The following is a 19,093-nucleotide window of genomic DNA, read 5'->3' as shown; positions in this document are numbered from 1 at the left end:
GAAGACAGTTATTGATAAGGCGGAGAAATCATGAGAAAAAAGAATACTGTCCTTGGTTGCCTGTCGTTAGGCTTTCTCATTCATCGTCACGTCTGTATCGAACCCATTTTTTTGCCCGATCAAAAAACCTTGCGGGAACGTTACCGCAAGGTTTTTATCAATCATTATTCTTTTCCGGCAGCGGCTTCCGCCTGTCCGCCTTTTAATTGATCATTGATTGCTTTGGCGTCTTTCAAATACTCAGTCTTGAATCCGCTCTTCAGCGCCCACGCATAGAAGGCAAGGGCAACGATTGCGATCAGCCCCATATCCCAGCCGTACGGAATGATGTTCAGACCGCCGAATTTTTCACTTCCGAGCCATGAAATGACCATCATGCTGAGCAGATAGACAACCATCCAGACGCCGCCTTTAAAGTTTCTGCGGAATCCTTTCCACTTCGCTTTCGCTTGGTAGTAGAAATAAATCGGAAGGCCGATCAAAATGATAAACAGCACCTGCCCTGTTAACGGCCAGCGCGCCCAATACAGCACGAGAGACGCGAACACGAAGCCGAGCGGTGCAACCACGCTGAGGCCTTTCAGACGGAGAGGCCGGTACAAATCCGCCGCCGTCCGCCGCAGCGTCATCACCGTCACGGGACCCGTGATATAAGAAATCAGCGTCGCAACGGAAATGATTTCAGCAAGCACGCCCCATCCTCTGAATAAAAACAGAAAGATAAACGATACGATCAGGTTGAAAATCATCGCTTGGCGCGGCACGCCGTACAGCGGATGAAGCTTTCCGAAAATGCTCGGCATATATTTATTTTTTTCCATGCCGTAAATCATGCGTGACGTCGTAGCGGTATAAGTGATACCCGTTCCCGACGGAGATACGAACGCATCCGCATAAAGAATAATGACAAGCCAGTTGATATTCAATGCGATCGCCAAATCGGCAAATGGAGAGTTGAAGTTCAGGTGACTCCAGCCGTGAACGATCATGGAAGGTTCAACCGCACCGATAAATGCGATTTGCAATAGGACGTAAATGACGGTTGCGACCAGCAGCGAACCGACAACCGCAATCGGAATCGATTTGCCGGGATTTTTTGCTTCTCCGGCCATGTTAATCGGGCTTTGAAACCCGTTAAACGCAAATACGATACCTGATGTGGCCACCGCCGTCAGCACGCTTGCCCAGCCGTTCGGCGCAATACTTGAACCGGATGTGAAGTTTCCGCCATGAAAACCGGTAAACAGCAGCGCTCCGATTGTCAGCCCCGGAATAATGATTTTAAAGATGGTAATCAATGAATTCGCTTTTGAAAATAAGTTAACTGTCCAATAATTCAGTAAAAAGTAAATAATCAGTAATACGGATGCGAAGCCGAGCCCCTCTCCCGTAAGAGTGCCGTTGTGAACGAGATTGCTTGTCCATTTTGCCCATTCCCACGGCCATGAGCTCATGTATTGAACAGACGCAACCGCTTCCACCGGAATAACGGAAACAATCGCAATCCAGTTTGCCCATCCTGCGATAAATCCAATAAATGATCCATGAGAATATTGAGTATATTTTACCATTCCCCCGGCTTCCGGGAACATTGAACCCAATTCACTGTAAGAAAGTGCGATAAACAAAATAACGATCATACCGATAATCCAGGAAATAATTGCGGCAGGTCCCGCAATCTGAGCCGCCCGCCACGCCCCGAATAACCAGCCGGAGCCAATCATCGACCCAAGTCCGACCATCATGAGTGCAAACGTTCCCATTCTGCGATGTAATTGATTCATAAAGTTAACACCTTTCAATTAAAATATGACTCCAGCGCTATCATATATTTATAATATTATTCTGAAAATAGTTTTGTCAATCTTTATCGCATTAAAGCGGAAAGCCAAAATTACCCTTCAGATGTTTAAACAGCCGTTAAGCGGGAATAACTACTGCAAGCCAGAAATAGAAAGGAGTTTTTATCGTGAAACAAAAACTGCTCATTTCAGGACTTGCCGTGTCGACTGTCGGAGTGACTTCCTACCTGCTCAAAGATAAATCAAACCGCCAAAAGGTGATGAACTTTATCCGCAATATGAAAACATCGCTCTCCGGGAAGCAGGATATTGAATCATTCCCCGTCAACAAAGCAGGCAACCCGCATCCCGAAGATATTGAAGATAATAAAATGGTATCCGAAGGCTCCATGTACCCGGTTCAATATTATGATGACAAGAAGAAATAATCTGTTCCCGGGCTGCCCGGCCGTATCAAACGGCGGCAGCTTTTTTTATGCAGACGGCGTTTGATAGATCCGCCAATATTGGCGCGATCCTTTCTCCCGCACGGTAATGCCCAGTTTGGATATTTCCGCTTTCAGCTCTTTCGCATCAGCCTTTTCCTCCTCTTTCAGCGCCTTTTCTCTCGCTTTTAAAAGAGCATTTGCCCCAGGCTCCAAATCCGGCGTGTCCGGCACCCACCGTTTGTATTCTTCTTTAAAAGGATCTTCCGTCCCCAGCCAGACATACCCATGCGCGCGAAACGCATCAGCCGCTTTTTCAACCGCGGGCTCAAGCTTCTCCCGAAAAAGCTCCTGCCCTTCAGTCCCCAATAAGACAAGATGCTTTTCATCCGTAAACACACCGGAAATGCTGTCTTTCGAAAACACGCTTTCTTCATTATATATGGTTAAGGACACCTCGCTGTCCGTCACGACTGCCACAAGAGTTTCTTTAAAAGCTGCCCGCGTCAGCCACACTCCCCCGATTAAGCCGATAACGGCGGTTGCAGCCGCAGCCTTCCATCCGTGAAAAGAAGCGATCATTTCCAGCGGCCCGATAACAGGCAGCCAATCCAATGTTACGGCCCATTTCGCAATGACCGGCAGAAACCATCCGATGACCAGCCCCAATATTGGCGGCACCAGAAAAACCAAAGCTTTTTCAACCGATGATAACTCAAGAACCGTCTGTTTTTTTATTTTTATTTCGTTCATGTTTCTCCTCCGTCTGTGTTTTTCACAACTATCCATTATACAAAGGGTTGGATGATTATGTAAACTGTTTCCGAAACAATAAAAAGCCTCCCGACCGCCGGGAGGCTTTTTAAAACAGGAGCTCATATACTTCATTCAATTCCATCGTGCGCTTCTCATCCTGCTCGTTCTCAGCATATTTGATTTCCTTTTCAAGCACCTGATTCAGCGCATCCATTTCCAAATCATTTAGATCTTTCACAAACTCGCCCTCATTTGCATAATGCTTCGCCTGAAGCTTTTTATAAATCCCTCGGCACACGTCATGCTCCAAGTGGTTCGAAAGCGACTCGCGCAAATATCCGAGTGTCCTGTCCATCATGTAAGCCCTCCCTTTTCTTTAGGAATAGCTTCCCGGAAAGAGAGAAAAACTATACATGAAAGCACCGGGCGGCTGTTTTAACTCTGTACCTGAATGGAGAAAAATCCGCTGCTTAACGGCGTGTACGGCCCGTTCAGCCCCGTTGCGGAGAAAGAGAACGTTCCTGAACTGACATAAGAAAGAGGAACACTGTAATATTTAATATAGCCTGTAACGATATTGCCGTTTTTCGTATATTCATCTTCCAGCGCTTTTGACGTAAGATTTGTAATATTCGTTCCGTTGTTAAACGCCTGGATCGTGTTATTGTTCGGATACCCCTGGAAATATACGGCTAAATAACCCGTTGTACCCTTCATCGGTTTTGATGCGCTGATTTGGTTCGGTCCGATATTTTCCCATTGGTAATTCTGACCGTCAGACGTCACACCGATAATACGGATTTGTGTTAAAGCAGGAGCCGGCGCCGCAGACGCAGACGGAACCCACAACCCGCTCACAAGCAACAAAACAGCGGCGGCCGCCGCGAATAGCATAACGAGTCTCTTTTTCATGTTTCTTCCCCCTCTTATTCTTTTCGTAGAATCCTATACTATTTTACATGATTTACAAGGAAAAAGATTACATTTTATAAAAGAGTCCGGAACACTTTGTGAACTAGATATGAAACGCTCTTGAAACACCGTTGATCATGAGAAAGATGCCGCAGATTCTTAACACGACTCTCGAACTTCTGTCATCTTTACCGAAAAAGGTTTTTCCGAGCCTCCCGATCCATACGTTCATTGCGGCTCCCGCGAGCAATTCTATGATTCCGATCATTTCTGCCATATACAAAGCAGCCACCCTTCTAACCGTTTTTTTTCATATGACGATTTATCATATAAAGTGATAAGACCAATGACGCTGCACCGGCAGCAAGAAACAGGCTCAGCGGCACTATCTGCATGCTGCCTCCGCCATTGTTTTGAAACGCGCCGATCGCCCATATTTCAGGAGTAAACAACGACAGCATCTGCATGTACTCTGGAGCCGCGTCTAATGTGAAGAAAGCCTCTCCCAATAAACCCGTGACAGCTATAAAAACCGAAGCAAGCGACGTGAATTGCTTTTGGCTCTTCATGAACGGTATCACGGCCATCGTTACAGCAGTCAGCGCAAACGAGCAGGCCGCAAGCACCGCTCCCGCAGCAAAAACATGATCAGCAAAACGGATATGCAGCATGAATGTTCCGGCAGCGAGGATCACGATAATATGGAGAAGACCGAAAAGATACGCCGCCGCAAACTTAGAGATTGCATATGCCGTATAGGAAACGGGCGTGCTCAGCAATCTGTCATATGTATGATTTTCTTGTTCATCTATAAATGATCGCAGGCTTTGGACTGCAACGAACCAGATAAACATCACTAAAAACCCGATAAGTCTGTCGGCTGCCTGTCCGCCTTCATAAACGTGATGGCGGTCAACATTGACGGCGGAATGACCCTGAATATCCTTCAAGAGATCAGCTGCCGCCTGCTTCCCGTCGGTGTGCAGCGTGCGGGATATCACTTTTGCATCGCGGACTATTTTTTTCAGCGCGCCCGCCTGCTGCGCAATCAGCTGCTCTGTCAAAACAGCATCACCCTTTTCTTCATTCTGAATAAATGAAACGTTCAATTCATCTCCGGAAAATAATGTCTCTTCAAAATGAGAGCCGATCAGCAATCCAAAGGATATATCCTGATGATGAACCTTTGTTTTTAATACGTCCTCCGTGACCTTCGTGACTTTTATATGGCCGGCTTTCTGAATCATTTTCATAAATTGCGCTGAATAGGCGCTCTGATCCTCATCAGCTACATATACTTCCTTCTGCTGACTGCCATCCGCAGAAAAGGAAAAGAAATATGTGAGAAGGAGCGGGGCGGAAATCGTCGCAAAGATGGCAGCCCGATTTTGCAGCATCAGTTTCAGCTGATGTCTGATCATGAATAACAGCTGCGTCATGAAACAGCCTCCTTCCGTTTAAACACCCAGATGGTCAAACATAAAAACACGGCGCCGATGGCGGCAAGCTCTGCCAAATCCGTCGAAATACCGCTCAGACCGGCATGCTGCGTGACACTGACATAGCTGTTGATCGCTTTGCCGTTCGGTATCAGTTCCTGGACAATTTTCAAACTGTCAGGCAAGCCGTCTTTTGCGATAAAGCTTCCGCCTAAAAAACTGAATCCGTATAAAATGGGAGCCGCCATGCTTGAGACGGTCTCGTGGTTTTTTGCAGTAAACCCCCAAAGAAGCACGATACTGCCGATCGCAAATGAATAAACAATCGTAACCAGTAATATTTCAAACAAATTGCCCCATTTTACCTGATACAAGATGCTGCTTGCGATGATGACGGCAGCCATTTGCATAAGGATGGCAAGCATGATTCCCAAAAGCTTACCCGCCACGTACTGGATACGTAAAACAGGCATTGATTTGATTCTGAATAACGTGTGCTGCTGTCTCTCTTCCACTATCCCGTGAATGAGCGCAAACGCGGTCATAATGGAGAACATGACGACCATTGCGATTGAATAATACTGCATCGCATCAATCGGGGCCGCGTGATTGCCGGCCGACTGTTTCGGAATGGTGACAGCCTGTTCACGTTCACCCGAAAGGCCGCTGATGATTTTGCTGGCATCTCCCTTTGACAGATGTCCCGACTGCTTCAGCACCGCTTTCTCTTCACTGATCTCCGCTTTTACTCTGGTGACAAACGAATCGGCCATCATTTCCACAATGTCTCCGTTTACAGAGCCTTGTTGGTCCGAGATGACTTTGATACTTGTTTTTTCATTGTGTTCTGCCGCTTTTGCAAAGCCTTTCGGCACGTATACAAAAACGGAGACTTTGCCGCTTTTGACAAGCTGTTTCCCTTCTTGGTAACTGCCTATGTCTTTTACACGGATGAGATCAGTTTGTTTCAGCACGTCATTCTTTAATACGTCGCCCAAAGAACTCTCCGCGTGATCCGCATTATAAAACGCGGTCTGAAATGGCTTTACTTTCGAATCGCCGTGAAAAACCGTTCCTAAAATAAAAATCATCAGTGCCGGAAACAGAATCAGTTTTATATAGAAAGACTTTGCTCCGGCCAATAACCGAAAATCTAATAAGATCAGCCTGAATAATATTTTCATGACGCCCCCTATGAATCCCGCAGCGTTTTGCCGGTAAGCCGGAGGAAAATGCTTTCCAGATTGGCTTCCTCGAAATGAATGCCTTTAATGGTGATACCGGTTTTCCTAATATCATCCGCAATATCAAGGATATTGCGATCTGCCGCAGAGACGAGCATCGTAATGGTCTGCTGGCTGACAGCAGCCTCGGCAACACCGGAAATGCGGCGGATTTTTTTAACGGCGTCATGATTCAGCCCCTCTGCATTCACGATCAGGGTATCAGAGGCTTTGGCTGACTGCTTCAATTCGTCTTTCGTCCCGCAGGCAATGATTGAGCCGTGATCCATGATCGCCGCTTTTTCACAGAGGTATTCGACCTCTTCCATGTAATGACTCGTATAGATGACGGTCATCCCTTTTTCTTGATTTAACGTCTTCACGGTTTCAAGAATATGGTGTCTGGATTGCGGATCAATTCCGACGGTCGGTTCATCTAAAATGAATAGTTTAGGTTCATTCATTAGCGCGGCCCCGATATTCACCCGTCTTTTCATGCCGCCTGAAAACTCAGATACCCTTTGATGTCGCTGTTCCTGTAATTCGATGATGTCCAGCACTTCATCAACCCGTTTACAAAGTTCCTTACCGGAAAGTCCGTACAGACCCCCGAAAAAAGCCAAATTATCCTTTGCGCTTAACGCTTGATATAAAGCGATTTCCTGCGGGACGACTCCCATCACTTTTTTTATGGCCGCAGGCTGCTCCTGTAATGAGGTTCCGTCAATGCAGATTGTTCCGCCCGTTGGCGGGAGCACGGTGCTGATCATCGACACCGTTGTTGATTTACCGGCGCCGTTTGGTCCCAGCAGACCGAATATCTCGCCTTTTTCGACGCGCAGTGATATATGATTGACAGCGGTAAAATCGCCGTACTTCTTTGTCAAATCCGTTAATTCGAGCATTCGTGCAGCACTCCTTGTGTCATGTCTGCACTTATTCTACTCTTGGCAATCCTTGTTTTCTATTCACTTTCGTACTCGATATGGGTATTACTTTCGTCATATGTTTAGTGATAAAAAGGGAGAGAGGAGGTGAAGCGGGGTTATAGCAATTTTTGCAAATATAAGGTAAGCTCAGTTCTGTTTGACACTTCTAGTTTATCGAGGATTCTGGATACATAGTTTTTCACAGTGCCTTCAGTCAGAAATAAGTCTGCGGCAATGCGTTTATTGCTTTTGCCTTCCATAATGTGTTTCGCCACATCAAGCTCTCTCGGCGTGAGAATCTCCTTCAGCTTTGTCCGCGGCTCTTTCTGCACCGCAGGGATCTCCATATTGTTCAGCGCTTTTACGACGGAAACCGTGATTTTGGGATTCAGCATCATCTTCCCTTCGTAAACGGCTTGAAGGGAGGCGATCATTTCATCTGAATCAGCATCCTTCAAGAGATAGCCGTCGGCTCCGCTTTTCAGCCCGGCAAAAATATAGTGATCATCCTCAAACGTTGTCAGAATGATGACTTTTACGGACGGATATCGCGCTTTAACCGCTTTTGTCGTTTCGATTCCGTCCATACCGGGCATTCTGATATCCATCAAAATCACATCGGTTTCGGTTTGAGAAAGCAGCCGGAGAACCTCTTCGCCGCAAGAAGCCTCTCCCGATATTTGAATTCCTTCGTGAAGACTCAGAATCATTTTCAGCCCCTCTCTCACAATGGACTGGTCGTCTGCAACCATGACATTCACTTGATTATTCCTCCTTGCATGGAATCCTTATTTTCACGTCAAAACCCGTTTCCTTCCCAGACGAGAAAACAGCCTCTCCGCCAAGTGCGGCTGCTCTTTTCTCAATTCCTTTCAGACCATTTGATTTTATGATCGTTCCGCAGGCTGAGCCGTTATTATGAATATGCGCCAATATCATGTTTCGGTTTTTTTGAATCCGGACAGAAACATATGAAGCATGTCCATGCTTTATCGCATTCGTAATCGTTTCCTGAACGGATTGATAAAGACAATGCTTCACATCCGGCTGTTCCGCTTCTATGGCCGCGTCCATCTCCAGCTCGAAGCGTATGCCTCCCGCCTCTTGAAAATGGCTGAAAATGTCACGGAGCTCTTGCTCAAATCCCCGCCCCGGCAAAGAGCCCTGCAGCAGCATAACGGCCTGGCGAAGCTTTAAAATGGATTCTTTCGTAAGATCATGCGCCTTATGAATGATCTGCTTCACTTTGTCCGGCTGATGCCCGGCTGTCTTCCCGGCAAATTCCAAATTCATTTTCAGAGCAGCCAGATAATGACCGAGAGAATCATGGAGCTCCTGCGCAATTCTAGTTCTTTCTTTCGTAACGGCCAGTTCCTCAATCCGGTCTGAATATTCCTTCAGTGTGTCATTAGCGATCTTCAGCTCTCGGTTCAGCAATTCAACCTTCGACTTCTCCTGCAGGTTTCTCCGATATAAATAAATCACCGCAAACATGATGAAGTATGGCGGCACGATATCACTGACACCCGCTCCGCCGGCGTATAAAGCTGCGGCAAATGCGGCGGCATTCATCGTTAACAAAACAGCCGAAATCTGCTTATCAGTAATAAGCACCTCCGCCAATAAAAGCACCATTACGGCCTGTGTCCCCACACTATAGACATTGTACAAAAGAACTCCCGCGATAACGTTGCTCAGGAGAAAAGAGACTTGATATACAGCCGGCCTTCTCTTCATATATAGCGGCCGCAGGCAGTCATTAGCCGTCAGCATCATCACGAGCACAGACAAAAAAACCTTCAGCTCCCCCCGGCCGGGAGGAAGCTGAAGAATCGCATGAAAGATTGATAGTAATGCAAAACCCCTGATCAGTAACTTCGTATGTGCAATCTTCATCGTATTCTCCTTACAAATGAGCGGCGGCTTTCCGCTCCACGTTCAGCACATCATACAGCTCATCAAGCGAATGAATTTCATACGTCGGGATGATTCCGGACTCATTTGCTTTCTTTCCGGGATTAAACCAGCACGTATCCATTCCCGCCATCTGACCGCCTTTTATGTCCGCGCTCAGTGAATCGCCGATAATAAGTCCGCCCTCGGCAGAAAAACCGGGAATTCTCGCAAACACGTAATCAAAGTATTCCTTCATCGGCTTTTGAAAACCCGTGTCCTCAGATACAAACACATCTTTAAAGAACGGATACAGACCGGAGTCGCCCAGCCGCTTATATTGTGATCTTGAGACGCCGTTCGTCACGATGTATAAATCAAATAAAGGACTCAGCCGTTCAATCAGCTCATAAGCTCCGTCTATCACCTGGTGCCCTTCTTCTAAGTATTGGCGGTACGCCTGATTCATCAGCACGCCGTCGGCTTCGAGGCCGTATTCTTTAAACAAAAGGGCAAACCGTGTATTCACCACTTCATCGCGGGTCATTTCCCCCTCTTCAAACGCCTTCCACAGCCCTTGATTTAACGCTTTATAACGGGCTTCCACCTCTGCCGTCAGCTCCAGCTTTGAACCTTGAAACAATTTTTGAAGAGCATCGGTTTCTGAAGCGGTAAAATCCAGCAGCGTATTGTCTATATCAAATAATAACGTACGGTAATGACTCATCGATGTTTCCCCCGGTTCTGCTTTTTTTAACCAGTATACCACTCGCGGACAAGCCGAAAAAGACACCCCTGTAAGAGAGGTGTCTTTTTGAATTATACAGCGTCTTCTATTTTCGATTTTTCACCAGGCATGCGCTTGCCGATACCGAACGCATAATAGCTGACCGTCACAATCGCCAGGAAAATCACCCCGACAACCAACGAAATCCGCGTATCTTTGTTAAACCACATGCCGATCAATACCATGAGTAAGAAAGCGATCGTCAAATAGTTTGTAAACGGCGCAAAAGGCATTTTAAACGGATGCTTATCAAGCTCAGCGCCCTTCGCTCTTCTGAAACCGAGATGGCTGATTAAAATGACGAACCACGGAATCATTCCCGGCAGCACACTCGCGCTGTACACATAGACAAAGATTTTCGGAGGCGCGATGTAGTTCAGCACGACACCGATCACAAGTCCGATTAATACCGCAAGCGTACCGAATATCGGCACACCGCTCGAAGAAACTTTCTTAAAGAATTTCGGGGCCTGTCCGTTCACGCCCAATGTGTAAAGCATGCGTCCCGCACTGAATATCCCGCTGTTGCATCCGGACATCGCAGCGGTAATCACAACAAAGTTAATCAAACCGGCCGCCGCCGTAATCCCGACTTTCGCAAATGTCGAAACAAACGGACTGCCGAGTGAGTGAAGCTCATTCCACGGATATACGGTAACGATTACGAAAATCGCACCGATGTAGAAAATTAAAATCCGCCAAATAATACTCTGAATCGCGCTTCGCAGCGTTTTTTGCGGATCCTTCGCTTCCCCTGCCGTAATCCCGATCAGCTCGACCCCTTGATAGGCCGCAACAACCAAAGACAAGGCAAAGAAAAATCCTGAAAAACCATTCGTAAAGAAACCGCCGTGCGACCATAAATTAGATAATCCGATCGCATGCCCTCCGTTACCGAAACCGAAGAAAATAATTCCGATTCCGGCCACAATCATCAGAATAATGGTGACAATTTTGATCATGGCAAACCAAAATTCAAACTCACCGAAAGATTTTACCGAAATTAAATTCGCCGCACCGAGAATGGCCATGGCGATAATGCCGGGAATCCATGCCGGCAGATCAGGAAACCAATATTTCATATACGAACCGACGGCGATAATTTCAGACATCCCGACGATCACCCATTGAAACCAGTTGCTCCACGCCGTCATATAGCCGGCTAACGGATGTATATACTTATGGCCGAATGTCGCAAACGACCCTGTACTCGGCTCTACATAGAGCATTTCGCCCATCGCACGCATGATAAAAAAGATAAAGATACCCGAGATCGCATAAGCCAGCAGGACAGACGGCCCGGTCCATCCGATCGTGCTGGATGACCCCATGAATAAACCGACACCGATCGTGCCGCCCAGCGCAATCATCTGTATATGACGCGCGCCTAAGCCTCTCTTTAATTCTTTGTTTGCCACTTCGCTTCCTCCTCTTAACAGCTCTGATATATGTGAAATAATGAAGCAGAAGGTGCACCTGTTGAACCTAACTCACTCTTCATTTCCCGCAATATTAGAAATATTCTATCTTTCTATTGTTATATAATCTCCAATTTCCTTATTCCATCATAATAAATTTCCGTGGAAAATACAATTGTTTTTTTCAGGTAAACACCTTGCACCCTAAACCAACAAACTAAAAATAAAGCGCTTTCATTTTTATTGAATTATGAATATTAAGATAATAAATGCTGCAGCCTCCGAGAAACAGGATGTCCCTGGAGAAACATGTTCCGCCCCCTATTCAATATTATTTTTGCTAAGCAGAATGGCGTAAAGTCTTACTCTCTTCCATTCTCCCTTGTATACGCCATAATCCTGCTTAACCGGCAAAAATCATGCATTAATCGATAAATGCCTCATTCAGCCGCAGCAAAAGCCGGCCGAACTTTTCTTTTTCATCGCCTGACCAATCGTCAAGCATATGTCGGTATCGATCAAGACGCATCTTTTTATCAGCTTTTAACCTCTGTTTGCCAAGCTTCGTAATCGCAAACAGACTGACCCGCCCGTCAGAAGGATCGGAAAAACGCTGGATCAGCTCTTTCGACTCCAAGGCCGCGGCCTGGCGTGACAATGTGGAAATATCCAGCTTAAAAGATTCGGCTAATTCCTTTACACGCGCCGGTCCGAATTCATCCAGCTGCCGTAATAACAAATACGCAGCCCTTTCCAGATGTCCGATTTTACGATCGGAGTTATCAAGATAAACAGCTCTCCTGATAAAAGTGGTGAGCTCATATTCAATTAATTCAATCGGATCTTGTTTTGACAAACAGCCTCACTCCTTACAATTGACAACAGCAATATTAGTTGTATAATACAAACATATGCACATTTACTCAGAAAACATATAGAAAGATTTTGCATACATATATTTGTATAGTACAAATATATGCGCAAAAAGTAAAGAAACATATCGAAGCATCAAGAAAGGGGGAAGCTGCTCTTCTCCAAAGAACAGCATTGTCGTGAAAGTCATACGCATCATCTTGCAAATCATTATTTTATTCGCATTTTCCTTTATCGGGGGAGCCGTTCAGCAGTTCTTTCACCTGCCCATTCCCGGAAGTATCATCGGTTTGATCCTGCTGATCATATGTTTATCGGTTAAGATCATTCCCGTCAAAATGATTGAAGACGGAGCCGGATTTTTGCTGTCTTTTCTTCCGCTGTTATTCATTCCGGCCATGACGGGCGTCATCAATTACCCGTCACTGTTTTCCGCCAGCGGGGCTGCTCTGTTTCTGATCATCGTGCTGAGCACCATCGTCACAATGATCGCCGCAGGGTACGCCAGCCAGCTGTTAGAGCACAAAGCCAATCAGAGAAAGGAGAAAAAGAAGTGCAGCAAGCATGTATCGCAATCCTTATAATTTTGTTCACGGCCGCCGCCTATCTGGCTATGGTGAAATTATATGTGCGCTTTCCATATCCCTTTCTCATACCGGTTTTGACGACTACGATTTTCATTATCGCCGTGCTGCTTGTTTTTCATATTTCGTATAAAGACTATATGATCGGCGGCCAATGGATCAATTCACTGCTCGGACCCGCCGTGGTGGCTTTGGCATACCCGCTTTATAAGCAGCGCCGGGTGTTAATCAAGTATATGTTTCCGATCATCGGCGGCGTGTTGGCCGGTTTATTCTCCGGAATGGTCAGCGGCCTGCTATTTGCAGAGCTGTTCGGCATCAGCCGGAGTTTGATTTTGTCAATTATCCCAAAATCAATTACGACGCCTGTCGCGATACAGATTGCGTCCGGTATCGGCGGTGTCCCTTCCATGACAGTCGTGTTCGTCATGATCGCAGGGTTTTCCGGCGTTATCTTAGGACCGCTGCTTCTCAAGTGGATCCGCATCCGCAGCTCACTCGGGAAAGGAATTGCATTCGGGAGCGCTTCCCATGCGCTCGGCACCTCAAAAGCAATGGAGTACGGAGAATTAACAGTCTCCATGAGTTCTGTTTCCATGACGCTCTGCGCCGTGTTAGGGTCGGTCTTCGGCCCCGTCGTAGCATGGATGTTTCAAATTTAAAGCTGACGGTTCTCCGTCAGCTTTTTTCATGTGCGGATCATCTCATTTCCTTCCATTATTATGTTTCATTTGTAAGAATAATGGTAAAGTAGAAAACAAGGAGGGATTTAATGATGACTGGAGCAATTCCGCAAAAGAAACTGCTGGATGGGACAAGCATTCCCGCGATCGGCTTCGGTACATACGCTCTTAACGGAAACAACGGCGTTCATGCCATTACCAGCGCCATTGATATCGGCTACCGTCTGATTGACACCGCTTATAACTATGAAAATGAAGGGACGGTCGGAGAAGCCATCAAGAGAAGCTCTGTTCCGAGAGAACAGCTATACGTGACGTCCAAGCTGCCCGGACGCTACCATGACTATGACAAAGCTGTACAAACCATACAAGAATCTTTATACCGCGCCGGTCTGGACTACTATGACCTGTATCTCGTCCATTGGCCGAACCCGAAACAAGACCGCTACACGGAAGCATGGCAGGCACTGATTGATGCGAAAAAATGGGGTCTGATCCGATCCATCGGCGTCTGCAATTTCCTGCCTGAGCATATCGAACGGCTCGAACGTGAAACCGGCGTAAAGCCAGGCATCAACCAAATTGAACTGCATCCCGCTTTTAATCAGCAGCAGCAGCGCCAATGGCACGAAGAACAGGGCATCGTGACAGAATCATGGAGTCCGTTATCCCGCGCCGGCGAAGTATTGAACGATCAAAAACTCGGACGGATTGCGGACAAATACGGCAAAACCATTTCCCAAGTCATTTTACGCTGGCATATCCAGCTGGGCGCCATCCCGATTCCAAAATCAGCATCGCCCGAGCGCCAGCTTGAAAACATCTCCGTTTTTGATTTCTCTCTTGATGAAAACGACATGAGCATTATCGACTCGCTTACCCGCCCCGACGGACGCATAAACGGCCAAGACCCGGCGGAGTATGAGGAGTTTTAAGTAAACGCATAAAGAAAAGCTGACGGCATCATTTGTCAGCTTTTTTCTCATTTTATATACGCACACCCAGCTCCCGTTTCCATTCAGAAAGCCAATCTGTATCCCCAAATCCGTATTGCCTGCTTTGGCCGACATCACGCAGAGATCCGTTTTTATACTCAATGGACAGAACCAAATCAGGAATTGCATCATAACCCGTTCTCGCAAGCTTCGTGAGCCCCTGTCCGTAATGGGCGGCCGCTTCTGCCGCCGTATGTCTCAACAAAGGATCTTGCTGCAGCGCTTCTTTATAGACGTCTAACTAAATAACCAGCCGCCGGTCATATCACCGACAGCTGACTTCGAAAAGTGTTCTGTTCCCTGTCCCAAAAACATCAATAAATTTATTTAAATTGTTATATCATCTTTCAATGTTTTTTCACGCCTTTGCATTTTTGATTTTTTAAAATTAAATATTTCATATACGCATGGTATCACTATTAAGGTAAGCATGGTTGCTACTGCCAAACCTCCAATCACAACAACTGCTAAGCTTTGTGAGACAAGATTGACCGACTCTGATTTCTTCACTAATATACGAAGATAACTGACTACTCCCCAGGCTATTATAATAATGGATGTTAACGTAATAGCAGCTTTATTAGCAAAGGACCATTTAGTTAACCATGACATATGAAATCTTCTCTCTCTTTATAAATTTACTGGACAATCCTTCTCATTTTTTTACTGCTCTTCATATACCAATTTGGTATAGTTTTTACAGAGTCCTATATAAAAAGCAACCATTATAAAAACAAATAATCCGATGCCGCATAGAATTGGAATGGTGAATTTTACATTCATAATCTGTTCCAGCATATTCATTGCTACAATGCTATGAAGGGCCCCCACAATCACAGGCAGTAAAAATGCAATTCCAACTTGCAGATAGACAGACCTCTGCACTTCCTTTTTACTCATACCAATTTTTTTCAACATTGAATATTGTTCCCTATCAGTGAATGCATCACTTAAAATTTTAAAGTAAATTGTACTAAAGGTCGCTAGTATGAATACTAGGGACATAATCAGGCCTAAAAAGAAAAATTGACCTAAAGCATAATACTCCCATGTAAAGCTTTGATTCTTTCCATTTACATTCGTATCTCCACCTGGTACAACTTCCTTGATTCTATTAACCACTTCCCTACTTTCTTTTTCATCTGTAATTCGCACACCATTTAATACAATCTCTTGGTTTTTCTTTCTTAATTCTTTATAATCATTGTCATTTAAAACATAAATGTTTTTGTCACCATATTTTTTAATTTTCCCTGTAAAAGGGAGCTGTGTATGTTTAGAAACTAGAAAATTATTATTATTAATGCTCACTTTATTACCATCAACATAAATAGGTGAAGCTATCGAATCAGCATTTAGAATAAAAGAAATTTCATGAATTTCTGGTTTAATTTGATTCAAAATACTTGATTTGTTACTATAATCCAAAAATATTAATGTTTTCTTTATTTGTGAGTAACTAGTGATAATACCTTTGTTATTCGGATCAATATTTTGCTTATTATCGTCGTATTGGACATTACCAATAAAAAAGTGAATCTTATTGATTCCGATTAAGTCATGCTTTGACTCTCGGATCACTTCTTTGACTTTATCTTTGACATCTTCAGAATTGCTTTCAAAACTTAAACTGTATGGGGAGGCTGTGATGTCATAATTTGCTTCAAACTGTTTGAACGAAATGCTTACATTGAATGCAGTTACGGTAGCTGCTGTTAAAATAGCCGTCATCGCTAAACTTCTATAATTAACTTTTTGTCTAAAGAATGTATTGCTTATACTGACTAACCTTACATCTTTATAAATAATTTTTTTTGAATTTGTTAACTTCCCTAAAATTATAGTCAGAGAACTTCCAAAAAACAGATAAGTCCCCGTGCTGACCAAGATCAAGATTCCCATCGCAGAAAGCAATAAATCCAAATCCCATTGCTTAAAGTTTAGTGCAACTATATAGCCTGCAGCAATTAATACTAAACCTGTAAAACCCTTTATATAATTATATTTTGGAGGTGAGGGCTTTGCTTTCGAAGCATTCAACATATTAATTAGTTGTGTTTTTTTCACAACTCTATAGTTTTTCATTCCCAGCATTACAAAGATGATCCCGAACACAATAATAAGCTGAATGATGGCTTGTGCAGATATACTAAAAGGAATTTCACCACCCAGTGTCATGGACTTACTTAATAACATTAAGAACAATTTCGAGAATAATATCCCGATCAATAAACCCATTAATAGAGACAAACTGCCTATTAGAATACTTTCAATTGCGAATACTCTTCCAATTTTAGACGTACTTATTCCCATTAGCATGTATAACCCGGTTTCTTTTTGACGTTGCTTTAAAAAGAATCCATTGGCATGCCACATAAAAAAGACCACTGTGCAAATTAGAACAAAGCCAGATGTTGCACTTGCCACTACAGCTGATTGAAATCTTTCAGTTAATTGGACAAACACTTCATTGTACTGTATAGCAGTAAAATTGTAGTAAGTTGCCACAGTTACAACTAAAACCACAAAATATAATCCATATATTTTTAAATTGTTCTTCAAAAGCTTAAACGCAATTTTAAAGGAGTTCATTTTCCGATCCTCCCATTACGGCAAGCATGTTTAACACTTTCTTAAATAATTCCTTTTTATCTCCGCTGCTGTCTAGTCTTCCGTGTAATTTACCGTCCTTTAAGAACATAACCCTATTACAATAACTTGCTGCGTTTGCATCATGGGTTACCATAATGATGGTTGTTCCTATGGTTTTGTTAATATTTTTAAAACATTCTAGAACCTCTGAGGATGACTTAGAGTCAAGGGCCCCTGTTGGTTCGTCTGCAAAAATAACCTTTGGAGAGGTAATTAACGCACGACAAATAGCTACTCTTTGCTTTTGACCGCCTGACAATTCATATGGATACTTATCTAACTGATTTGAAATTCCTAAGAGCTCAGTTAGTTCATCAATTTTTTTTAGGATGATTTTGTGTTTTACATTGTTTAGTGCAAGAGGCAGAGCAATGTTATCTCTAATTGTCATATTGTCTAATAAATTAAAAGCTTGGAAGACAAATCCGATTGTGTCTCTCCTGAATTTTGCAAGGTCCTCATCCTTGTAATCATCTATTCTTTTACCATCGATTAAAACTTCTCCTAAAGTAGCTTTGTCAATAGTGGACATAATATTTAACAATGTTGTCTTACCTGAGCCTGAAGGGCCCATTATCCCAACAAATTCACCTTTGTTGATATTTAAGCTTACCTCTTTAAGCGCTCGAAAGGTACTGCCAATTTCACCATACTCCTTTATTACATTTGATACCTCTACGATCTTATTCATCTATAAACCCCCATAAAATCTGATCATGTGTAGGACATTGATTCTTATAGTTGTATTATAATTTAGAGCAAAAAACGCTGCTATCGATTTAGGTTACATTTCTAAAAGTGAATGTGACATTCATGTTAGGTTGGGGTGATGGGTTAGAGGACTTTTGTACATAATCAGCATGTGAGGTTTTTAAGGAAATATAAGGAGCGGCACCGCTCCTTATATAACAAGGCGGATTTTTTTCACCTTGTATTACCAATCGAATTTACTTACTGAGTGATTAGTCTGTTTGTTCCTATTTTTCAAAATATACTGATAAAAATGCAGACAGAATTATACCCAACGAATTGACGACTTTAACCATTTCCAAAGTAAACATGAACTATGTTTCCAAGGTAAAATAAATTAGAGGAACCCATAGGTCATAAACCTTTCTTAATCAATTCATAATAACTAAACACTGTTACTTTCTGATTCATTATTTTTTAATGTATTTAACGTCTCATTCATTTTTTTACTACTTGTTCGGTATATTTATTTATAAGAAATATCATCTTATTAAGGCGAAAATTTAACATCTCTTTCGAGTTACTTTTCTCCAAAAAGATAATTCTTCAAAATCAACAGTCTTATCGTCTACTCCATAAAAAACAGAAAAATTGGAGTCCAGTAAATTGTTTTTAGGATTAAATTCATAGGTTTCTATTGACTTAAATTCAGTTCTCAAAATCGGCAAGAAAATATCTTCTAACTCCTTGTTCTTAAAATAAATTACCTGTACCATCTAATTTTAAAATATCAGAAATAAATTCATGTTTTAGGAAGATGTGTATTAGTCGTTTTCTTCCCTTTAATTGAGGAGCTTTTCTACGGAGACAAATATGCACGAGGGCAGGATTTCCTTCATTTTGAAATTTGTGACAAAGCTCATATGTAAGCAGTCCACCCATACTATGTTCGAAAATAGCAAAAGGTTCAGTTATATTATTCTTAATAATTATATATATCCTCAACCATTTCTTCCATATTGTCTATTGAGA

21 protein-coding genes and 1 pseudogene are annotated in these 19,093 nt (G+C 43.6%); 4 read left to right on the top strand and 18 right to left on the bottom strand.

The window, feature by feature from the left end; translation table 11 throughout:
• Positions 1–164: 164 nt before the first annotated feature.
• Positions 165–1,784: an APC family permease gene (locus ACKTRM_RS01285; RefSeq protein ID WP_015239073.1), complete on the bottom strand. Its 1,620-nt coding sequence runs from the start codon at positions 1,782–1,784 to the stop codon at positions 165–167.
• A gap of 185 nt (positions 1,785–1,969) precedes the next feature.
• Between ACKTRM_RS01285 and ACKTRM_RS01280 the strand changes: the two genes are divergently transcribed.
• The gene (locus ACKTRM_RS01280; protein ID WP_003156732.1) at positions 1,970–2,230 is read left to right on the top strand and encodes a hypothetical protein; all 261 of its coding nucleotides are present in this window, start codon (positions 1,970–1,972) and stop codon (positions 2,228–2,230) included.
• A gap of 45 nt (positions 2,231–2,275) precedes the next feature.
• On the opposite strand, the gene ACKTRM_RS01275 is transcribed toward ACKTRM_RS01280, so the two are convergent.
• The 12 genes from ACKTRM_RS01275 to ACKTRM_RS01220 form a co-directional block, all read right to left on the bottom strand.
• Positions 2,276–2,980 carry a YqeB family protein gene (locus tag ACKTRM_RS01275; RefSeq protein WP_440898458.1) on the bottom strand — a complete coding sequence of 235 codons (705 nt, stop codon included), beginning with the start codon at positions 2,978–2,980 and terminating at the stop codon, positions 2,276–2,278.
• Positions 2,981–3,089: 109 nt separating this feature from the next.
• Positions 3,090–3,338 (bottom strand): sigma-G-dependent sporulation-specific acid-soluble spore protein CsgA, encoded by a 249-nt coding sequence (locus ACKTRM_RS01270; protein WP_038460644.1) that lies wholly within the window; start codon positions 3,336–3,338, stop codon positions 3,090–3,092.
• A gap of 80 nt (positions 3,339–3,418) precedes the next feature.
• Complete coding sequence (locus ACKTRM_RS01265) at positions 3,419–3,895, bottom strand: DUF4879 domain-containing protein (protein ID WP_011996243.1); 477 nt, start codon at positions 3,893–3,895, stop codon at positions 3,419–3,421.
• 103 nt (positions 3,896–3,998) lie between these two features.
• Complete coding sequence (locus tag ACKTRM_RS01260) at positions 3,999–4,178, bottom strand: hypothetical protein (RefSeq protein ID WP_011996242.1); 180 nt, start codon at positions 4,176–4,178, stop codon at positions 3,999–4,001.
• A 13-nt stretch (positions 4,179–4,191) separates the two neighbouring features.
• Positions 4,192–5,334, bottom strand: a complete 1,143-nt coding sequence (locus tag ACKTRM_RS01255; protein WP_011996241.1) for an ABC transporter permease — start codon at positions 5,332–5,334, stop codon at positions 4,192–4,194.
• Positions 5,331–6,518, bottom strand: a complete 1,188-nt coding sequence (locus tag ACKTRM_RS01250; protein ID WP_011996240.1) for an ABC transporter permease — start codon at positions 6,516–6,518, stop codon at positions 5,331–5,333. Before ACKTRM_RS01250 ends, ACKTRM_RS01255 begins: the two co-directional genes overlap by 4 nt.
• An 8-nt stretch (positions 6,519–6,526) precedes the next feature.
• Positions 6,527–7,462: an ABC transporter ATP-binding protein gene (locus ACKTRM_RS01245; RefSeq protein WP_011996239.1), complete on the bottom strand. Its 936-nt coding sequence runs from the start codon at positions 7,460–7,462 to the stop codon at positions 6,527–6,529.
• Positions 7,463–7,602: 140 nt separating this feature from the next.
• The gene (locus ACKTRM_RS01240) at positions 7,603–8,247 is read right to left on the bottom strand and encodes a response regulator (RefSeq protein ID WP_011996238.1); all 645 of its coding nucleotides are present in this window, start codon (positions 8,245–8,247) and stop codon (positions 7,603–7,605) included.
• A gap of 4 nt (positions 8,248–8,251) precedes the next feature.
• Entirely contained in the window at positions 8,252–9,382 is a 1,131-nt protein-coding gene (locus ACKTRM_RS01235) for a sensor histidine kinase (RefSeq protein WP_011996237.1), read from the bottom strand.
• A gap of 10 nt (positions 9,383–9,392) precedes the next feature.
• Positions 9,393–10,106 carry a YjjG family noncanonical pyrimidine nucleotidase gene (locus ACKTRM_RS01230; RefSeq protein ID WP_023356678.1) on the bottom strand — a complete coding sequence of 238 codons (714 nt, stop codon included), beginning with the start codon at positions 10,104–10,106 and terminating at the stop codon, positions 9,393–9,395.
• A gap of 92 nt (positions 10,107–10,198) precedes the next feature.
• Entirely contained in the window at positions 10,199–11,584 is a 1,386-nt protein-coding gene (locus ACKTRM_RS01225; protein WP_003156747.1) for an amino acid permease, read from the bottom strand.
• Positions 11,585–12,008: 424 nt separating this feature from the next.
• Positions 12,009–12,440, bottom strand: coding sequence for a MarR family winged helix-turn-helix transcriptional regulator (locus ACKTRM_RS01220; RefSeq protein ID WP_011996235.1), 432 nt, complete (start codon positions 12,438–12,440; stop codon positions 12,009–12,011).
• Between the two features lie 196 nt (positions 12,441–12,636).
• On the opposite strand from ACKTRM_RS01220, the gene ACKTRM_RS01215 reads away from it, so the two are divergent.
• The 3 genes from ACKTRM_RS01215 to ACKTRM_RS01205 all read left to right on the top strand — a co-directional run bounded on the left by ACKTRM_RS01215 (position 12,637) and on the right by ACKTRM_RS01205 (position 14,659).
• Complete coding sequence (locus tag ACKTRM_RS01215) at positions 12,637–13,041, top strand: CidA/LrgA family holin-like protein (RefSeq protein ID WP_003156751.1); 405 nt, start codon at positions 12,637–12,639, stop codon at positions 13,039–13,041.
• Positions 13,011–13,703 (top strand): LrgB family protein, encoded by a 693-nt coding sequence (locus ACKTRM_RS01210; protein WP_007408978.1) that lies wholly within the window; start codon positions 13,011–13,013, stop codon positions 13,701–13,703. The genes ACKTRM_RS01215 and ACKTRM_RS01210 overlap by 31 nt, the downstream gene beginning before the upstream one ends.
• 110 nt (positions 13,704–13,813) lie before the next feature.
• On the top strand, positions 13,814–14,659 hold the full coding sequence (locus ACKTRM_RS01205) for an aldo/keto reductase (RefSeq protein WP_011996234.1): 846 nt from the start codon (positions 13,814–13,816) through the stop codon (positions 14,657–14,659).
• Between the two features lie 52 nt (positions 14,660–14,711).
• On the opposite strand, the pseudogene ACKTRM_RS01200 reads toward ACKTRM_RS01205, so the two are convergent.
• The 5 genes and pseudogenes from ACKTRM_RS01200 to ACKTRM_RS01180 form a co-directional block, all read right to left on the bottom strand.
• Positions 14,712–14,960, bottom strand: a pseudogene (locus ACKTRM_RS01200) (DUF4885 family protein); the annotation flags it as partial.
• Between the two features lie 86 nt (positions 14,961–15,046).
• Positions 15,047–15,331: a hypothetical protein gene (locus ACKTRM_RS01195; RefSeq protein ID WP_032872656.1), complete on the bottom strand. Its 285-nt coding sequence runs from the start codon at positions 15,329–15,331 to the stop codon at positions 15,047–15,049.
• A 51-nt stretch (positions 15,332–15,382) separates the two neighbouring features.
• Positions 15,383–17,311, bottom strand: coding sequence for an FtsX-like permease family protein (locus ACKTRM_RS01190; RefSeq protein ID WP_011996232.1), 1,929 nt, complete (start codon positions 17,309–17,311; stop codon positions 15,383–15,385).
• The gene (locus ACKTRM_RS01185) at positions 17,298–18,062 is read right to left on the bottom strand and encodes an ABC transporter ATP-binding protein (RefSeq protein ID WP_011996231.1); all 765 of its coding nucleotides are present in this window, start codon (positions 18,060–18,062) and stop codon (positions 17,298–17,300) included. The genes ACKTRM_RS01190 and ACKTRM_RS01185 overlap by 14 nt, the downstream gene beginning before the upstream one ends.
• 752 nt (positions 18,063–18,814) lie before the next feature.
• A complete protein-coding gene (locus ACKTRM_RS01180) occupies positions 18,815–19,066 on the bottom strand; it encodes a thioesterase domain-containing protein (RefSeq protein WP_041482171.1) in 252 nt (83 codons plus the stop codon).
• Positions 19,067–19,093: the final 27 nt, after the last annotated feature.

It is taken from the genome of Bacillus sp. D7-8 (assembly GCF_052055895.1).
In the GTDB taxonomy this organism is placed as follows: domain Bacteria; phylum Bacillota; class Bacilli; order Bacillales; family Bacillaceae; genus Bacillus; species Bacillus velezensis.
Note: the sequence above shows the minus strand (reverse complement) of the source record. Positions and strands in the feature narration are given on the sequence as shown.

What these genes read in the sequence shown, in the direction of transcription:
- ACKTRM_RS01235 (WP_011996237.1), bottom strand. Translation starts at nt 9,382, where the DNA reads ATGAAGATTGCACATACGAAGTTACTGATCAGGGGTTTTGCATTACTA.
- ACKTRM_RS01230 (WP_023356678.1), bottom strand. Translation starts at nt 10,106, where the DNA reads ATGAGTCATTACCGTACGTTATTATTTGATATAGACAATACGCTGCTG.
- ACKTRM_RS01270 (WP_038460644.1), bottom strand. Translation starts at nt 3,338, where the DNA reads ATGGACAGGACACTCGGATATTTGCGCGAGTCGCTTTCGAACCACTTG.
- ACKTRM_RS01255 (WP_011996241.1), bottom strand. Translation starts at nt 5,334, where the DNA reads ATGACGCAGCTGTTATTCATGATCAGACATCAGCTGAAACTGATGCTG.
- ACKTRM_RS01205 (WP_011996234.1), top strand. Translation starts at nt 13,814, where the DNA reads ATGATGACTGGAGCAATTCCGCAAAAGAAACTGCTGGATGGGACAAGC.
- ACKTRM_RS01250 (WP_011996240.1), bottom strand. Translation starts at nt 6,518, where the DNA reads ATGAAAATATTATTCAGGCTGATCTTATTAGATTTTCGGTTATTGGCC.
- ACKTRM_RS01185 (WP_011996231.1), bottom strand. Translation starts at nt 18,062, where the DNA reads ATGAATAAGATCGTAGAGGTATCAAATGTAATAAAGGAGTATGGTGAA.
- ACKTRM_RS01275 (WP_440898458.1), bottom strand. Translation starts at nt 2,980, where the DNA reads ATGAACGAAATAAAAATAAAAAAACAGACGGTTCTTGAGTTATCATCG.
- ACKTRM_RS01190 (WP_011996232.1), bottom strand. Translation starts at nt 17,311, where the DNA reads ATGAACTCCTTTAAAATTGCGTTTAAGCTTTTGAAGAACAATTTAAAA.
- ACKTRM_RS01265 (WP_011996243.1), bottom strand. Translation starts at nt 3,895, where the DNA reads ATGAAAAAGAGACTCGTTATGCTATTCGCGGCGGCCGCCGCTGTTTTG.
- ACKTRM_RS01195 (WP_032872656.1), bottom strand. Translation starts at nt 15,331, where the DNA reads ATGTCATGGTTAACTAAATGGTCCTTTGCTAATAAAGCTGCTATTACG.
- ACKTRM_RS01285 (WP_015239073.1), bottom strand. Translation starts at nt 1,784, where the DNA reads ATGAATCAATTACATCGCAGAATGGGAACGTTTGCACTCATGATGGTC.
- ACKTRM_RS01245 (WP_011996239.1), bottom strand. Translation starts at nt 7,462, where the DNA reads ATGCTCGAATTAACGGATTTGACAAAGAAGTACGGCGATTTTACCGCT.